The sequence below is a fragment of the Corynebacterium tuberculostearicum genome (assembly GCF_016894265.1).
Lineage (GTDB): Bacteria > Actinomycetota > Actinomycetes > Mycobacteriales > Mycobacteriaceae > Corynebacterium > Corynebacterium tuberculostearicum_D.
The window spans coordinates 1,300,211-1,316,879 of sequence record NZ_CP069791.1 but is presented as its reverse complement, the minus strand read 5'-3'; the positions used below and the strand labels follow the sequence as shown (position 1 = coordinate 1,316,879).

The following is a 16,669-nucleotide window of genomic DNA, read 5'->3' as shown; positions in this document are numbered from 1 at the left end:
CTTATGCTCAAGCGCATCTCTCTCTGCGTTACCTCCTCGCTCGTCCTCGCCTGTGCCCCGGCCGCCCACGCCCACGTCGTGGATAACGTGCTGGAACACTCCGCCCCCAACGCGGCACTGCAGCTGACCCCCATCGGTTCCCATGAATCCGGCGTGCTGGGCAAATCCGCCGCCGAAATCGTCGCCTACCACGCTGCGTCCCAGCGCATCCTCACCGTCAATGCGCGCTCCGGTGAGGTCGATATCCTCGACGCCTCCGACCCCACTCAGCCGCGCAAGGTCGGCGCCCTCTCCGCCGGCGGGGACAAGGAAATCAACTCCGTGGCCGTGCGCCCCGATGGCCTGGCCGTCGCCGCGGTACAGCAGGCGGACAAAACCGACAACGGCGAGGCGCTGTTCTTCAATGCCGAAACCGGCGAGGAGCTTGGGCGCGTAGGCGTTGGCGCCCTGCCCGATAACGTGCACCTCACCGCCGACGGCCGCCACGCGCTGGTTGCCAACGAGGGCGAGCCTTCCGACGCCCTCAACGCCGAGGGCACCGCCTACCTCAAGGACCCAGAGGGCTCCATTTCCGTCATCAGCCTGCCCGAGGACGTCGCAGCGCCCGCGCTTGGCGACGTCCACACGGCCGATTTCACCGCCTTTGACACCGCCGACCTCGACCCCTCGATCCGTGTCTTCGGCCCCTCCGCGCACCACAACCTGCCCTCGCGGGACTTCGAGCCGGAGTACATCTCCTCCGCGGGCGGCAAGGCCTACGCCACGCTGCAGGAAAACAACGCCATCGCGGTCATCGATATCGAATCCGCCACCGTAGAAAAGTTAATCCCCGCTCATATCGCAGACCACTCCCAGGTGCCGCTGGATCCGTCCAATAAGGATGACGCCGCGGAGCTGCGCACCATTCCGGTCAAGGGCCTGTCCATGCCGGACTCCATCGGCGCTTTCGAGACTGAAGGCCAGACCTATTTCGCCACCGCCAACGAAGGCGATGCCCGTGAATGGGGCGGCTATACCGACGAAGTAGAGCTCAAGGACCTAGTAAAGGACGGCAAGGTCTGCGATGACCTCGAGCTTCCCGAGGGCATTGAGGATAAGAAGGTCGCCGGCAACCTCAAGCTCTCCAACGCTTCTGGCTGGAACGAAGAAAAGGAATGCTTCGACGGCCTGTATTCCTATGGCTCGCGCTCTTTTAGCATCTACGACGCCGAAGGCAACGTCGTCTTCGACTCCGGTGCGGACTTCGAGAACATCACCAAGGATATGCCCGGCCTGAACTTCAACGCTGATAACGAGGATCCGGATTTCGATGACCGCTCCGATAACAAGGGACCAGAGCCAGAAGCCTTGACCATCGGCAAGGTTGGCGATCGCACCTATGCCTTCATCGGCGCAGAGCGAGTGGGCGGCATCTTTGTCTACGACGTAACCACCCCCGCCGAGGCAAAGTTTGTCACCTACGTCAACAATCGCGATTTCTCCGTTGGCTACGACGAGGACGATGTCGCTGCCACCACCAAGGCCGGCGACCTCGGACCAGAGGGCCTAGCCTTCGTTCCCGCCGCCGACTCCCCTAGCGATGACGCGCTCCTCATCGCCGGCAACGAGGTATCCGGCACCACCACCGTGTTCTCCGTCAAAGACCTGCTCGCCGACGCCTCCGACAACGCCGACTCCCCTGCCGCATCCGGCAGCTCCGACGGTTCCAGCAACAGCAGCAACGGCAGCAGCGTCGCTGCCGGCGTGGGCATCGTGGCTGGTTTGGTAGGTCTTGGCGCCCTGATTGGCGGGGCGCTGGGCTTCCTGCCGAAGACCGTCGACGAGTTCTATGCGCTGTTGCCGGCGCAGGTGCGCAAGCTTTTGCCATAGATCTTCCGAGATTTAGCTGCTAAATTATTTGAGGCTAATACCTCTCACTCTAAAGGAGAACCATGCGCAACCGTCTCAGCACTTCGCTCGTCGCCGCCACCGCCGTGGTAGCGGGCCTCGTTGCACCAGCAACCGCTTCTGCCGCAGAAGATAAGCCGAAGGAGATTTCGGCTGAATGCCAGGCCGAGGTCGACAACGCCAAGGAAGAGCACCTCAAGAAGATTGAGAGCGGCGAGCTCGGATCTTCCGCCCGCACCCCGCAGGAGCTCATGCAGGGCCTGGCTAACGGCTACGGCTCTTCCGGAATGCCGAAGGAGCCGGACTGCGTGGCCGAGGAGGCAGAGGCGCAACAGATCGAGGCGCTCAAGAAGCTTCCCATCTGGGGTTCTTCCTCCCCAGAGAAGTTCCTCGAGGTCATGAGCTGGGTTACCGTGGCTACCAGCCTCGTTGCCGCGCTGCTGCAGGCCTTCACCATGGTTGCCAAGGTGAACCCCGCTGTGCTGGAGCCGATGAAGAATGCCCTCAAGCAGTTGGGCGTGCGCTTCTAAGCACTAGATAATTGAGCCGCTCCGGAACTCCGGAGCGGCTTTGTGCGTTTTAGAAGAGTTCGCGGGTAGCAATCTCCGCACCCTCGACCAAGGACTGCAACTTCGCCCAAGCAATCTGGGGGTGCAGGCGGCCGCCCAGACCACAGTCGGTCGACGCGATGACGTTTTCCGGGCCGGCTACCTCTGCAAACTGGATGATGCGATCGGCCACGAGGCGCGGATGCTCTACCGCGTTGGTGGAGTGAGAGACCACGCCCGGGTAAATCACGGTGCCTTCCGGCAGCGCATGGTCCTGCCACACGCGCCACTCATGCGCGTGGCGCGGCGAAGCGGCCTCGAAGGAGAATCCACCGACCTCGGCGCGCAGGATTTCCTCGACGATATCCGCAAAGGGCACGTCGGTAACGTGCGGTCCGTGCCAGGAACCCCAGCAGATATGCAGGCGCGTTTGTTCCTTGGGCAGGCCGGCGATGGAATCATTGAGGACGTCAATGCGCTCGCGAATGAAACCGCGGAAGTCCTCCACGGACGGCTCCGGGTTGATTTGGTCCCAAGCCTCGGCCAGGTCGGGCGCGTCGAATTGCACAGTAAGCCCAGCATCGGTGATGGCCTGATATTCGGTGCGCATAGCGCGGCCGACGTCGGCAAGCAGCTCATGCTCATCGTCGTAGTAGCGGTTGGTCAGGCGTGCAGCTGAGCCGGGCGAAAGGGCGGCGATGAAGCCGGGGGTGCCGGTTGGGAGGGCGTCGGCAAGCAGGCGCACATCGGCGGCGACCTCGTCCTGGCCGATGTAGGTTACAGGGCCGGTGAACTCTGGGTTCGCCACCTTGGCGCGGCCGGTGAAGATGCCAGAATCCGGGTCATTATAGGCCTCCGAAAACAGCGCGCGGTCGCGGCGATCAATAAACGACGTCAGCCGCGGCTCCCCCGGCTTGGAGCGCACCACCTCGGCCGATTCCCAGCGGTCGGTATCCGTCATCGTCAGCCCGCCCAGGCGGCTAAACGAATAGTTCCACCACGCGCCATAATCCACCGCGCCAGAGGTGATATGGCCGTACTCGCCCTCGTTAATGATGTCGAGGCCGAGATCGAGCTGCCGCTTGACGACGTCCGCTACCGCAGCCTCCAAAATCCCCTGAAACTCCGCGGCCGGCAGCTCCCCGCGCTGCAGGTTGGCTTCCAGCAGCTCCGGGGTGCGCGGCAGCGAGCCGACATGGGTGGTGCGAATCTTGTTTACCATCAGGTTTCCTCCATCGATATAGACTGTGCTGTCTAGATTAGTGGAGGGTACCTGCCGCCGCCGAGTTTAAATTCAGCCTAATATGCCCGCACCCATAGTGGCCTTAAGGTCACCCATGAGGTTGCCGGATCGCTCCACGCGCAGGTGATCGCCGAGGATCATGGTGGTGGACTCGGAGCCGTCGACAAGCTCGAGGTACACATCCGACTCGCCCTGGTTCTTGAGCAGGACCTGCTTGAGGCGGGCAATGTTTTCCATGGTGCACTGATCCGTGCGCATGGTCAGGCGCAGCGGCAGACCGGCGCCACCGCCCGGGCCCAGCTCCGGCACGCGAATATCGGAGCAGAACAGGGAGCGGCGCTCATCGCGAACCTTCACGTTCACGCGCGCGAGGATGATATTGTCCTCCACAATCTGCGGGGCGACGAGCGAGTACACCTTGTTGAATACCAGGATTTCCACCTGCGCGCCGTTGTGGTCCTCCACCGTGACAATGGCCCACGGCGAGCCATCACGCTTAGAGAAGCGACGATCCACGCCCGAAATGATGCCGCCGATGATGAGCTCTTGGCCGTTATGCACCTCGTCGTTGAGGATCTTGGTCAGCGGGGTATCCGTCTGCGCGGCCAGCGCCTCCTCGAAGCCATCGAGCGGGTGGCCGGAAACGTACAGGCCCAGCATTTCGCGCTCGAGGGCAAGTTCGTGTTTACGATCCCAATTGTCTTCCGGAATGTCCAAGGCAAAGGCGTTAGAGGCCGCGTCGTCTTCTCCCCCGCCGATTCCAGCGAAGAGATCGAACTGTCCCTTATCCGCGGCCTTCTTGGTGGTTTGCACCGCATCCACCGCGTCCTCGTGGATGAGCATGAGGCCCTTGCGCGGATGGTTCAAGTCATCGAAGGCGCCGGCCTTAATCAGCGCTTCTGTTACGCGCTTAGTGCAGGCGGCGAGCTCGATCTTGTCCAGATAATCGCTAAAGGAGGTAAACGCGCCCTTGTCGTGGCGGGATTTGATGATGGACTCCACCACTTCCGAGCCGACGTTGCGGATAGCGCCCATGCCGAAGCGGATAGCCTCTCCCACCGCTTGGAAGTCCTCTTCGGACTCGTTGACGGACGGCGGCAGCACCTTGATGCCCAGGTGGCGGCAATCGGAAAGGTAGATGGCGGACTTATCCTTCTTATCACCCACCGAGGTCAGCAGCGCGGCCATGTATTCCGGCGCGTAGTAAGCCTTGAGGTAGGCCGTCCAGAAGGACACCAGGCCGTAGCCTGCGGCGTGAGACTTGTTAAACGCGTAGGATGCGAAGGGCTCGATGGTGCCCCAGAGCGCGTCCATGGCGGACTTGGAGTAGCCGTTTTCTTGCATGCCGCCCCAGAACTTGTCGTACTGCTGGGCCAGCACTTCGGGCTTCTTCTTACCCATTGCTTTACGGAAGCCATCTGCCTCGCCGGCCGTGTAGTTGGCGACCTTCTGCGAGATACGCATGATCTGCTCCTGGTAGACGATGAGGCCGTAGGTCTCATCCAGGATTTCCTTGAGCGGCTCTTCCAGCTCCGGGTGAATTGGGGTGATTTCCTTGCGGCCGTTCTTGCGGTCCGCGTAGTCCCAGTGGGCGTTCACACCCATCGGGCCTGGGCGGTAGAGCGCAAGGGAGGCCACAATATCCTTAAATCCGGTCGGCTTCATGCGCTTAAGCAGCTCCTGCATGCCGCCGGAGTCGAGCTGGAAGACGCCCAGCGTATCGCCGCGCGAGAGCAGGTCATAGACCTTGGAAACCTTGGGGTCGTCGGCATGCAGCTGCTCCAAGTGGATTTCTTCGCCGCGGTTGCGCTTGATGTTTTCGATCGCATCGCCGATAACGGTGAGGTTGCGCAGGCCCAAAAAGTCCATCTTCAGCAGGCCGATGGCCTCGCAGGCTGGGTAATCCCAGCCGGTGATATAAGCGCCGTCGGCCGGGCGCTTCCACATAGGAATGTGGTCCATGAGCCGGACCGAAGCCATAATCACCGCACAGGCGTGCACGCCCGCCTGCCTGACGACGCCCTCCAAGCCCCGCGCCGTGTCATAAATCTTCTTCACGTCTGGGTCGGATTCCACCATCTGGCGGACCTCTGCGGCCTCGGAGTAGCGCTCGTGGTCCGGGTCCGTGATGCCCTTAAGCGGAATGTCCTTGGCCATGATCGCCGGCGGCAGCGCGCCGTTGATGCGGTCGGCCATCTGGAAGCCAGGCTGGCCAAAGTGCACCTTGGCCGAGTCCTTAATGGCCTGTTTGGTCTTCACCGTGCCGAAGGTAATCACCTGCGCCACCTTGTCCTCGCCCCAGCGCTCGGCCGCATAGGTAATCATTTCGCCGCGACGGCGGTCGTCGAAGTCGATATCGATATCGGGTGCGGACGGGCGCTCAGGGTTCAAGAATCGCTCGAAGAGGAGATCGTGCTCCAGCGGATCGATATTAGTAATGGTCAGCGCGTAGGCGACCAGCGCACCGGCCGCCGAGCCACGGCCCGGCCCCACACGAATGCCCACGGAGCGCGCGTGCTTAATGAGCTCGGCCACGATGAGGAAGTAGGACGGGTAGCCCTTCATCTCAATAACGGTGATCTCATACTTGGCGCGCTCGATATATTCCTCCGGAACATCCTGGCCGGGGAAGCGCTTTTGCAGGCCCTCCATCACCTCATGGGTGAGCCAGGAAGTTGGGGTGTGGCCCTCGGGGACGTCGGCAATAGGCATGCGATCGTGGGTGTGTTCTTCCCAGATCTCGCCGTAGTCCTGCACGCGCTCGGCAATCCACAGGGTGTTATCGCAGCCGTCTGGAATCATATCGTCCCAGGTCTCGCGCATCTGCGCGGCCGACTTAATGTAGTAGCCGGTGCCGCCGAACTTAAAGCGGTCCGGGTCCATGAACGTCTTGCCGGTCTGCACGCACAGCATCGCCTCATGCGCCGGCGCCTGGGACTCCAACACGTAGTGGCAGTCATTGGTCACCAGCGGCGGCAAGTCCAGCTTGCGGCCGATTTCTAGCAGGCCATCGCGCGTGCGCTTTTCGATGTCCAGCCCATGGTCCATCAACTCTAAAAAGAAGTTGTCCTTGCCGTAGATGTCCTGCCACATGGCCGCAGCCTCCAGCGCCTCGTTGAACTGGCCGAGGCGCAGGCGGGTCTGGACGTCGCCAGAGGGGCAACCGGTGGTGGCGATGATGCCGTCGGCATGCTCGGCGATGAGCTCGGCGTCCATGCGCGGCCACTTGCCCAACTGGCCCTCGTAGGAAGCCAGCGAAGACAAGGTAAAGAGGTTGCGCAGGCCGGTGGCATTCTCCGCGATCATCGTTTGGTGGAGGTAGGCACCGGACGCGGAGACGTCGTCGCGCTTTTGATCCGGCGTGCCCCACAGCACGCGCTTTTTATTGAAGCGGGATTCGGGCGCCATATACGCCTCGATGCCGATGATGGGCTTGACGCCGGCGCCGGTCATGCGGCGGTAGAAGGCATCAGAGCCATACATATTGCCGTGGTCGGTCATGCCGACGGCCGGCATTTCTTGGCGGACCACCTCGTCTGCCAGCATATCGACCTTGGCCATGCCGTCCAGCATGGAAAACTCGGTGTGGTTGTGCAGGTGGACGAAGGAGGAGTTTTTGGCCATGCGGCTCATCATAGCGGGGCGGTCAAAATGGGCTATTATTTTGTGATGCTCTACACGCTCGCCGCCTACATCATGTGGGGATTTTTCCCCGCGTTCTTTCCCCTGTTGCTGCCGGCATCGCCACTGGAAATCTTGGCTCACCGCGTGTTGTGGACCGCGGTGCTGGTCACGGGATTTTTGTTCCTCAGCGGCCGGTGGCGCGAAATGGCGCGCATGGACAAGCGCACGTGGGGTTGGCTTGCGGCCGCGGGTGTATTCATCACGGTCAATTGGGGCACCTACGTGGTGGCGATTAATAGCAACCACGTGGCCGATGCGGCGCTGGGGTATTTCATCAATCCCCTAGTGTCGGTCGCCCTCGGCATGGTGTTTTTGAAAGAGCGGCTCCGCCCGTGGCAGGCCGGAGCGGTGGGCGTTGCGGCCATCGCGGTGCTGTACTTGACGTTCTTTACCGGCCAAGCGCCGTACATTTCGCTGTTGTTAGCCTTCAGCTTCGGCTTTTATGGGCTGCTCAAAAAGCAGGTCCGGGTGTCCTCGGCCGTCTCGGTCGCGGCGGAGGCGCTCGTGATGTCACCGCTGGCGGTGGGCTACATCCTATGGCTAGAAACAAGCGGCCAGGGCACCTTCGCCAGCGAGGGCGTCGGCCACGCGCTGCTGTTGGTCAGCGCCGGCTTGATTACCGCGCTGCCGCTTCTCTGCTTTGCGGAGGGCGCACGGACGCTGCGCTTATCGACGATCGGCATGCTCCAATACCTCACCCCCATCATGCAGATGCTGTGGGCGCTCTTTGTCACCCACGAGCACTTTTCGACGCACCGCTGGATCGGCTTCGGCATCATCGGCGTGGCGGTGGCTATCTACGTCGCCGACTTAGTGCGCATGGCTAGGAGCGCCTAAGTTCCTCGCGGGCGGCGCGGGCGCGGCGACGCGCCGCCTGTTCTTCTTCTGCGCGCAGCGCCCAGCGCGGCATCACCACGACGAGAAAGATGCCATAGGCACATACGATCCCGGAAAACACCAGCGTCATCGGGGTGCCGCCGGTGACAAGGCCGATTAAAAGCGCGATGCCGGAAACCACCACCGCGACCCACGCGGCGATATAGCCAAATTTGTAGTTGGGCATCCACTGCGAAAAGGGCTGGCGTGAGGACATAGGTCTAGTCTACGCGGTGGTCGTATTCGTGGGCCCGGTATCGACGAGGTCCGGTGGGGGCGGATCCCAAGGGTTAACCCAGCGAACGCCGCGGGCGGTGCGCTCGAAGCGGCCATTGCGCGGCGGGCCGGTGCGATGGTCGTCATTGCGGCCGTTGTGATAGGCGCAGGCGGTGGTGAGGTTCTTCGCATTGGTCCACCCGCCGCCGGCCCAACTGAAGATGTGGTGAACCTGGCACTCATCGGCAGGCTTATTGCATCCCTTGACCGGGCAAGTGGGATTTTCCGCCGCGGCCATCATGAACTGCTTCCAGGTGGCCCCACGGCGCATGCGATAGAGGTTCACTGGGCCCTCTACGGGGTGGAGCAGGGTGACAAATCCCTCCTCAGCAAGCGCACGCTGGGCCAATTCAGCACCCGTAATCTGCGCGCCATTGGTCATGGTCAACACCACATCGTCGCTGCCATGGGCTACGCCAACCAGCTCATCCAGTGGCACTACAACGTTGGTGCGCACGGTTGCGGCGGCGCCAGTACCGGTGCGGAAGAGGGAGGTGACGTCGGCAAGCGAACCGGCATGCTGGTGCAACTCGGCGATGAGTGCGGACGGCCCAGTGATGGACAGCGTCCAGGGTTTGCCGGCGGCGCGGCGGCGCAACCGCACCCCCGGCTTGGGTTCGCGCGGCGCGCGCATCTCGCGCAGCTTCTTGCGGGCACGCCTTTCCATCTCCCGCGTATCGCACGCGATATGGGTGAGCTCGGCGCGCAGGGCCCAGGCGCGGGCTTGGGTGGGCGCGCGCCGCGCATGCTTTTCGATGACCTCCAGCGTCGGCAGCGAATGCCGGTTGCGGCGGGCCCCGTCCACCGCGCGGCGTTGGCGGCGGCGAAAGCTGGTGGTCCCGAAGTAGACCTGCGCGAGCTGCGCAATAGTGTCAGCCGTGGCATCGGGCATGCCAGCGGCGGTAAGGTCCGCGGCGGAGGCATCGGCGGCCTCGGCGAGGATGTCCATCGCCGAGTTGAGCGCCGCGATATAAGCCCGAATGTGTTCCATGCCCTAGATGCTAAAAGCGCTGGGCGGCCACCGCGCGCCGCAGGGGCCAGGAGGGCGATATTAGCTGGGAGGGCGGATGGCGAAGCTGCCCCAGGCGGCGTCCGCGGGCGCGGGTTCGACGGCGGCGACGGAGGGGGTGGAGGCGACGTCGGCAAGCTGGGCGCCCGACCCCCACACCACGGCGGCGCTCACCGCGGTGGGGCGCTGCCCATAGGAGGCATCGATGCGGTCGAAGGCGCGTTGGATGACCGCGGCCCGGTCCTCGCCGGCGGTGGGTTCGGGGACGTCAATGGGGGCGGTGGAGCCGATCAGGATGGCATCCATGCGCGGGGCCGCGGCGACGGCGGCCGCAGCGGCTACGGGTGGCAAATCCTCGTCGAAGGTGACAAGGGCGTAGGCAGGCGCGTCCGGAATGTCGCTACCGGACACGCGCGCAATATACTCCGCGCGCGTCTCGCCATCTGGGCCGAGCTGGTCTCCTTGCACCTGCGAAGAAGCCTGGGTCCCTAAGGTGCCAAAAAGCGCGAGCGCGGCCAGGAAAAGCACCGCAAGCACCGCTAGGGCCGCTAGCCGACGCCGCCGGTAGACCTTCCTCATCCCCGCAGAACCTCCAAGGCGTGCTCGAGATCGGCCGGGTACGGCGCTTCAATCTCGAACCACTTGCCGGTGCCGGGGTGGGTAAAGCCGAGCTTTACCGCGTGCAGCCATTGACGCTGAAGCCCAAGGCGCTTAGCCAAGTTGGGATCCGAGCCGTACATTGGGTCGCCCACGCACGGGTGACCGGTGGCAGACATGTGCACGCGGATCTGGTGGGTGCGACCGGTCTCCAGGTGCACCTCGATGAGGCTGGCCTCTCGGAAGGCCTCGATGAGGCTGTAGTGGGTGACGGCCGCTTTGCCGTCGTCAAGCACGGCGAATTTCCAGCCCGACTTGGGGTGGCGGCCGATAGGCGCATCGACGGTGCCCTCGATGGGATCCGGCAGGCCCTGCACCACGGCGTGGTAGGTCTTTTTTACGCTGCGGTACTTAAAGGCATGCTTAAGCGCGGAATAGGCGCGCTCCGAGGAAGCCACGACCATTACACCAGACGTGCCCACATCGAGGCGGTGCACGATGCCCTGGCGCTCGGTCGGCCCGGACGAAGCCACGGTATAACCGGCCGCGCGCAGCCCACCAATCACCGTCGGCCCGTCCCACCCCACGCTGGGGTGCGCGGCCACGCCCACCGGCTTATGCACGCAGATAATATCGGCATCGTTGTAAAGCACGTCCATGCCCTCGACCAGCTCTTCGCGCGGCAGCAACGGCTTTTCTGGCTCCGGCAAAAGCACGGAGACCACGTTGCCGGAAGTCAACCGCTCGGACTTGCCCAGCTCTTGGGAATCGATGGTCACGCTGCCTTCGGCGCACAGCTGCGCGGTGGCGCTGCGGGACAGGCCAAGGAGCTTGGCCAGGGCGGCGTCGGCACGCATGCCTTCTAGGCCTTCAGGAATGGGGAAGCTGCGCATCTGCCTATTCATGCTCGGCCTTCCTTTCCTCCAGCACCATGGCGATGATGAAGATCACCACGCCGCAAGTAATGGCCGCGTCCGCAATATTGAACACGGCGAAAGAGCCGACCGAAATATAGTCCACCACGTGCCCGAACCAGAAGCCGGGGGCGCGGAAGATGCGGTCGGCGAAATTACCCAGCGCGCCTCCGGCGATAAGCGCTAGGCCCACTGCCTGGCCGGAGTGGGTAATGCGCGGGGCGGCAATGGCCACGCCGAGCACAAAGACCAGCTGGATGGTGGTAAAAAGCCACGTCGATCCCTCCCCGCCCATGGAAAAGGCGGCGCCAGGGTTAAAAAGCAGGGTAAACCGGAACCAGTCCCCAATGACCGGCAGGGGCTCGCCCTCCGTAAGGATGGAGAGCATTACTTGTTTCACGGTTTGGTCCACCAGCGCCACGGCGATGACAACCGCGGCGATATGTCCTGTCTTGCTCCTTCGTTTTTGACTCACCCGCTCTATTCTAAACGGGAGCGTCCGGTATTTTGGTAAGCGTGTTTCGAGTCAAAGTTTTTGCAGCCCTGACCACAGCCGCCGTAGCGCTTACGGCGTGTTCCTATGAAAAGCCGGGACCCGCGGTAGAACAGCCCGTGGGCCTGACTATCGACGCCCCACGCGTAACCGTGGACAATCCCGGCACTGGGGAGAAAAAGCTCCTGGAATACCGCGATATCGACTCCACGCAGGACGTGAACTACCGCGTTACCGAGGGTTTTTCGCAGGACCTGCTCAAAAAGTCAGCGGCCGAGAAGTTTCAGGCTTCCGACGTCGAATCCACCACCACTACCCTGCCGCTATCGGCCAAGGTAGATAAGGCTAGCGAGGACGTCGAAGACCAGCTGCCGGCCACCCGCAATGCCTTTGTCACGGCCGGTGCGCCGGAAACTTCTGGCGACACCGACGTCTCCTCGGCCGAGGGATTTCAATTTGGCTGGCGCGGCCAAAATACCGGCCAGATGAATTCCTTGCGCCTTGCCGCACCCCAGGAGGCCACGGATGAAGCCCGTGGCTCCGTGGAACAGGCAATTATGAAGCTGACGGCCCTGCCCGTGGTTTTCCCCACCGAGGAGGTAGGCAAGGGAGCGAGCTGGACGGTGGATTCGCGCGTTACCGGCGAGTCCACCCTGCTGCAGACCACGCGCTATACGGTCGCTTCCATCGAGGGCGACCAGGTCAAGCTCAACGTAGAGGTAGAACAGCGGCCGTCGCTAGGCGCGCTGTCCTTTGAGGGCCAGGCCCAGGGCACGGAGTTGGAGGACAAGGAGCTCAAGGTTGTGGACTCCAGCACCCAATCCAAGGGCAACATCACGGTGGACCTGAGCAAGCCGTTGCCCGTGGGCGGTGACGTATCTTTCGACACGAAGGTCATTTATGGCGCCGCCGGCTCGGAGCTGCGCGTGGTGCAGTCGAGCCTGACGGAGCTGAACTTTTCCTAATTACTCGGCCGGGGCTTCTACGGGGGCCTCAGCTGGGGCTTGCTCGGCGCCGGCAGCCGGGGCGTCGCCTTCAGCCGGGGCAGCGTCGCCCTCGGCCGGTGCCGGGGCGGGTGCAGAGGCACCGGCGCCGGTATCCGCGCACATCTCCGGAACCTGCTCCGGCGGCACGGTGTTTTGGATGAGGGTGCAAGCCCACGCCTTGGAGAGCTTCCAGGTGCCATCTTCGTACACGAACTCCACCTGGTCAGCGGTCTGCTGCTGGCCGTCAGCGGTAGTGAAGTTCACGGTGGTCAGCACGGACTGCGGGTCATAGCCCGGAAGTACGGGATCGACGACCTCGAACTCGGCGCCGGATTCCTGCTTGGACTGTGCCATGGTGTCAAAGATTTCCGGTGCGGTCTCGCCGCCCTGCACGGTGGCGGTCTTTTCCTGCTCAGAGGCGTTCGGATCGGTGGCCTTGGCCAAGATGGCGTTGAGGTCCGCCGGGGACGGCAGCGCTGGGGCGGCGGAATCGCCGTCGGAAGAGGCGGATTCCTGCGCCTCGGTGTTGGTGGCGGCGGTATCGTCCTGCTCGTCGTCGGAAGAGCAGGCGGCCAGGGCGGTGGCCGCGGTCAGTGCGAGGCACGCGGCGCTAAACTTGCGGAATTTCACTTCTAACTCCTCACGTCTGGGTTCTAAACTCCCATCAGTTTACAGCTGCACCAGCCTTTTCCGGGCTGCGCCCGCCGCGTGGGCGGAGATTTCTTTAACCTTGAGTGCATGACCCGACTTGCTTTGATCGCCACCGGCGGCACGATCGCGTGCACCACCGTGGCCGATGGTTCCCTGGTTCCCACAATCTCCGGCGCGGACCTTGCCGCTGAAATCGACGCCGAGGTAGTGGAGTTTCGCCAGCTCGACTCGTCCTCTATTACTTTGGCGGACCTCGATGAGCTCATTGCGGTGGTCAATGAGCACACCGCGCGCGAGGACATCGGTGGCGTGATCATCACCCATGGCACCGACTCCATGGAGGAAACCGCGTTGGCGTTGGAGATTTTCTGCGCAGGGGCAAAACCCATCGTGCTTACTGGAGCGCAGCGCGCCTACGATCACCCTGCGGCCGACGGCCCCACCAATCTGCGCGCTGCCCGCGAGCTAGCGGCCAGCGGGCGCCCTGGGGTTTTCCTCTGCTTTGGCGGCGAGACCATCCCGGCGCGCGGTGCGCGCAAGCGACACACCAGTGACCTGCGCGGGTTTGAGTCGCTGCCGGTTCCTGGCACCACCCCGCGTTTGCATCCTGCCCCGCTGGCGTCGCAGCGTATCGAGATCATCCCCGCCTATCCGGGAGCGGGGCGCCTGCTGGTCGACGCCGCCGTAAACTCCCCCACCACCGGTCTCATTGTGGAGGCCATGGGCTCGGGAAATATGGGCGAGGACATGGGCCGCGCGCTTGCCGACGCCCTCCACGCCGGCCTCCCCGTCATCATTTCTACCCGCACACCCTATGGCCCGACGGCGCTGGCTTACGGTGGCGACGGCGGTGGCGCGAGCCTGGGCAAACGTGGCGCCATCAACGCCGGATGGTTCCGCCCGAGCCAAGCGCGAATCCTGCTCGCGGCGGCGCTGGCCACCGGTACCGATCCGGCAGAGCTTTTTGCTCAGGAGGGCTAGTCCTCGCTGGTCAGCCAGTCTTGCCAATCCAGTGAGTCGAGCGGGTCTGCTGGCACGAGCGCGGGATCGTCGGCCGCGAAGGATTTGGTGCGGCCGGGACCCGTGGCGCGGGTTTCAAAGCGCACGCTGACCACCCCGTGGCCGGCGCCTTGAATCCAACCGTGGCCGTAGTCGGGATGGAAGACGTCCTGCGTGGCGTGCCACTGGTTATCGGTTTCTTCCTCCACCGTCACCGTAGGCGCTGGAACGGCCGGTGCTGCGTCGTCGCTCACCCCAGTTTCATAGTCCGTGTCTGCCGGTGCAGGGCGCACTATTTCGCGGTCTAGCTCCGGAAAAAGCACGTCTTGGCGAGCGGTCTCTAGGCCGGAATAGCTCACCCCTACCAGGCGGATGGGCCCCAGCTCATCGGGGTAGCGAGCAAGCTTGAAGGCGGCGGCGGTGAGCACGGCGGCGTCGTCAGTCGCGTAGGGCAAGGTGGTCGAGCGCGATTCGATATGAAAATCCGCCATGCGCAGCTTTACCGTTACGGTGCGCGCGCCGCGCCCGTCCTTAAGCAACCGGCGGTGAGCGCCCTCAGCCGCGCGAGTGATGGCTGCATCGACCTCAGGGGCGGTCTGCAAGTCTTTCGGGTAGGTGTGCTCAGTAGAAATCTGTTTAGAAATAGCGCGCGGCGCCACCTCACGGTCATCAATGCCGCGGGCCAGCCGCCACAGCTGCAGCCCCACCACGCTGCCGATGGAAATCTCTACTTCCTTGCGCGTCATCGCCGCCAGCTGCCCAATGGTCTCGACGCCGATGGACTTGAGCTTCGCGCCGGTCACCGGGCCGACTCCCCACAGCTTGTTCACCGCAAGGGGGTGCAGCATTTCTAGCTGGCGCTCCGCTGGGATAACAAAGGTGCCATCAGGCTTCGCTTCACCCGATCCAATCTTGGCAAATTGCTTGCCCGATCCCGCCCCAATGGAGCACGGCAGGCCCGTCTCCTCCCGAATGAGCGCGCGCAGCTCATCCGCCCAGCGCTTGACCTCCTCCGCGCTCGCTCCTTCCAAGGCGGCGGGTTCCATAAAGGCTTCATCGATAGAAAGCTGCTCAATGACCTCCACGTGTTGCGCGATAATGCCAAATACGCGGCGCGAGGCCGCTGAATACACCGCCCGGCGCGGCTGCACCACCACCGCGCGAAGTCCAACAAGCTGCTGCGCGCGGTACATCGGCATGGCCGAATGCGCACCGTACACGCGCGCCTCATAGGAGGCGCCAGCCACCACGCCGCGCCCGCTGGTGCCGCCCACCAAGACGGGACGCCCCTGCAGGGTAGGCCGGGTTAGCTGCTCGACGGAGGCGAAAAACGCGTCCATGTCGATGTGTAGAACCCAGCGTTGCATGCGGCCCAGTCTAATAGGCGCACCTCCACATGCACTCCTGGGTGTTTGTGCGCCGTTAATTAAAGCTTTTATTTCTTTCCATCTTCACGTCACCCACATGCAATATTACGGCCTTATCTTTTTCGAGGTTATTTCTTGAAGAAAGTATTTCGCTGATTATGAACTCACCCCACGTCATCTTGCGCGGCGTTAAGCGCGAATTCGCCGATAATACGGGCCTCCACGAGACCGATCTAAGCATCAACCGCGGTGAATTCATCTCTATTCTGGGTCCCTCCGGCTGCGGTAAGTCCACCCTGTTGCGCTGCATCGCCGGGTTGGAAACTCCTGATGCGGGCACCATTGCCATTGGTGAGAGAGAGGTTTATGGTCCGCGGACCAATGTGGCCGTCAACAAGCGCCGGCTGTCGATGGTCTTCCAGGACCTCGCACTGTGGCCGCACATGACGGTGGAAAAGAACATCGAGTTTCCGCTGACAACCCCAGGCAATAAGGTGGCGGCAGGCCAGCGATCCGAGAAGGTGCGCGCCTGCATGGACATGGTGGGCATCACCAGCAAAGCGAAGGCGCGGCCAAACCAGCTCTCCGGCGGCCAACAGCAACGCGTCGCCATCGCCCGTGCGTTGGTTTCGAATCCGGACCTCCTGCTCATGGATGAGCCACTGTCCGCCCTTGACGCCGCGCTGCGCGTGCAAATCCGCGCCGAGCTCACCCAGCTGGCACAGGAGCTGGGGCTGACGGTCATCTACGTCACGCACGACCAAGCCGAGGCACTTGCAATGTCGGATCGCGTCGTGGTTATGAATCAAGGCCACATCGAACAATTCGCGGATCCGGTCACCCTTTATGAACAGCCGGCCACCGATTTCATCGCTGGCTTTGTAGGCACCATGAACCGCCACCCACGGCTGCCCAGCGTACGTCCAGAAAATCTCACCGTCACCACTGCGGAGGAGGACACCGGCGCCTCCCCGCGCCGGGTCGAGGCGCAGGTTCTTGGCGCTCACTACATCGGTGGGCGCTACGAGTTGCGCTGCGACGTCCCCGGGGCGGAGGAACCCTGGGTGACGTATTCACCGCATCGCTTCACTCGCGGCGAGACCGTCTACCTCAACTATCCATCTTCTCTTTCTGCATAG

General features: G+C 63.1%; 15 protein-coding genes. 6 read left to right on the top strand and 9 right to left on the bottom strand.

The features are described 5' to 3' along the window. The first annotated feature begins 3 nt into the window (after positions 1–3). Together I6J28_RS06350 and I6J28_RS06345 are read left to right on the top strand one after the other, a co-directional pair. Positions 4–1,869 carry a choice-of-anchor I family protein gene (locus tag I6J28_RS06350; protein WP_204608404.1) on the top strand — a complete coding sequence of 622 codons (1,866 nt, stop codon included), beginning with the start codon at positions 4–6 and terminating at the stop codon, positions 1,867–1,869. Positions 1,870–1,931: 62 nt separating this feature from the next. After that, complete coding sequence (locus I6J28_RS06345) at positions 1,932–2,417, top strand: hypothetical protein (RefSeq protein WP_204608402.1); 486 nt, start codon at positions 1,932–1,934, stop codon at positions 2,415–2,417. A gap of 49 nt (positions 2,418–2,466) precedes the next feature. Here the strand turns inward: I6J28_RS06345 and I6J28_RS06340 are convergent, their stop codons facing one another. Beyond that, the gene (locus I6J28_RS06340) at positions 2,467–3,657 is read right to left on the bottom strand and encodes a cobalamin-independent methionine synthase II family protein (protein ID WP_204608400.1); all 1,191 of its coding nucleotides are present in this window, start codon (positions 3,655–3,657) and stop codon (positions 2,467–2,469) included. 72 nt (positions 3,658–3,729) lie between these two features. Continuing rightward, the gene (dnaE, locus tag I6J28_RS06335) at positions 3,730–7,302 is read right to left on the bottom strand and encodes a DNA polymerase III subunit alpha (RefSeq protein WP_204608398.1); all 3,573 of its coding nucleotides are present in this window, start codon (positions 7,300–7,302) and stop codon (positions 3,730–3,732) included. Between the two features lie 27 nt (positions 7,303–7,329). Here dnaE and rarD point away from each other — a divergent pair, with 27 nt between their 5' ends. Then, entirely contained in the window at positions 7,330–8,199 is an 870-nt protein-coding gene (gene rarD / locus I6J28_RS06330; RefSeq protein WP_239454567.1) for an EamA family transporter RarD, read from the top strand. Here rarD and I6J28_RS06325 read toward each other — a convergent pair. The 5 genes from I6J28_RS06325 to lspA are packed head-to-tail and all read right to left on the bottom strand — an operon-like array spanning position 8,186 to position 11,509. Beyond that, a complete protein-coding gene (locus tag I6J28_RS06325; protein ID WP_204608396.1) occupies positions 8,186–8,455 on the bottom strand; it encodes a permease in 270 nt (89 codons plus the stop codon). The two genes, rarD and I6J28_RS06325, sit on opposite strands and share 14 nt — an antisense overlap. A gap of 9 nt (positions 8,456–8,464) precedes the next feature. Further along, entirely contained in the window at positions 8,465–9,505 is a 1,041-nt protein-coding gene (locus I6J28_RS06320) for an HNH endonuclease signature motif containing protein (RefSeq protein WP_204608395.1), read from the bottom strand. Positions 9,506–9,565: 60 nt separating this feature from the next. After that, the gene (locus I6J28_RS06315) at positions 9,566–10,102 is read right to left on the bottom strand and encodes a hypothetical protein (protein WP_204608393.1); all 537 of its coding nucleotides are present in this window, start codon (positions 10,100–10,102) and stop codon (positions 9,566–9,568) included. Then, positions 10,099–11,025, bottom strand: a complete 927-nt coding sequence (locus I6J28_RS06310; RefSeq protein ID WP_204608391.1) for an RluA family pseudouridine synthase — start codon at positions 11,023–11,025, stop codon at positions 10,099–10,101. Before I6J28_RS06310 ends, I6J28_RS06315 begins: the two co-directional genes overlap by 4 nt. Continuing rightward, a complete protein-coding gene (lspA, locus tag I6J28_RS06305; protein ID WP_430516379.1) occupies positions 11,018–11,509 on the bottom strand; it encodes a signal peptidase II in 492 nt (163 codons plus the stop codon). Before lspA ends, I6J28_RS06310 begins: the two co-directional genes overlap by 8 nt. A gap of 41 nt (positions 11,510–11,550) precedes the next feature. Between lspA and I6J28_RS06300 the strand changes: the two genes are divergently transcribed. Beyond that, on the top strand, positions 11,551–12,492 hold the full coding sequence (locus I6J28_RS06300; RefSeq protein WP_005324555.1) for a hypothetical protein: 942 nt from the start codon (positions 11,551–11,553) through the stop codon (positions 12,490–12,492). Here the strand turns inward: I6J28_RS06300 and I6J28_RS06295 are convergent, their stop codons facing one another. Beyond that, the gene (locus tag I6J28_RS06295; RefSeq protein ID WP_049377625.1) at positions 12,493–13,143 is read right to left on the bottom strand and encodes a hypothetical protein; all 651 of its coding nucleotides are present in this window, start codon (positions 13,141–13,143) and stop codon (positions 12,493–12,495) included. Between the two features lie 108 nt (positions 13,144–13,251). Between I6J28_RS06295 and I6J28_RS06290 the strand changes: the two genes are divergently transcribed. Then, positions 13,252–14,145: an asparaginase gene (locus tag I6J28_RS06290; protein WP_204608389.1), complete on the top strand. Its 894-nt coding sequence runs from the start codon at positions 13,252–13,254 to the stop codon at positions 14,143–14,145. Here the strand turns inward: I6J28_RS06290 and I6J28_RS06285 are convergent. After that, positions 14,142–15,530 carry a DNA polymerase IV gene (locus I6J28_RS06285; protein WP_204608387.1) on the bottom strand — a complete coding sequence of 463 codons (1,389 nt, stop codon included), beginning with the start codon at positions 15,528–15,530 and terminating at the stop codon, positions 14,142–14,144. The two genes, I6J28_RS06290 and I6J28_RS06285, sit on opposite strands and share 4 nt — an antisense overlap. A gap of 158 nt (positions 15,531–15,688) precedes the next feature. On the opposite strand from I6J28_RS06285, the gene I6J28_RS06280 reads away from it, so the two are divergent. Further along, positions 15,689–16,669, top strand: coding sequence for an ABC transporter ATP-binding protein (locus I6J28_RS06280; protein WP_204608385.1), 981 nt, complete (start codon positions 15,689–15,691; stop codon positions 16,667–16,669).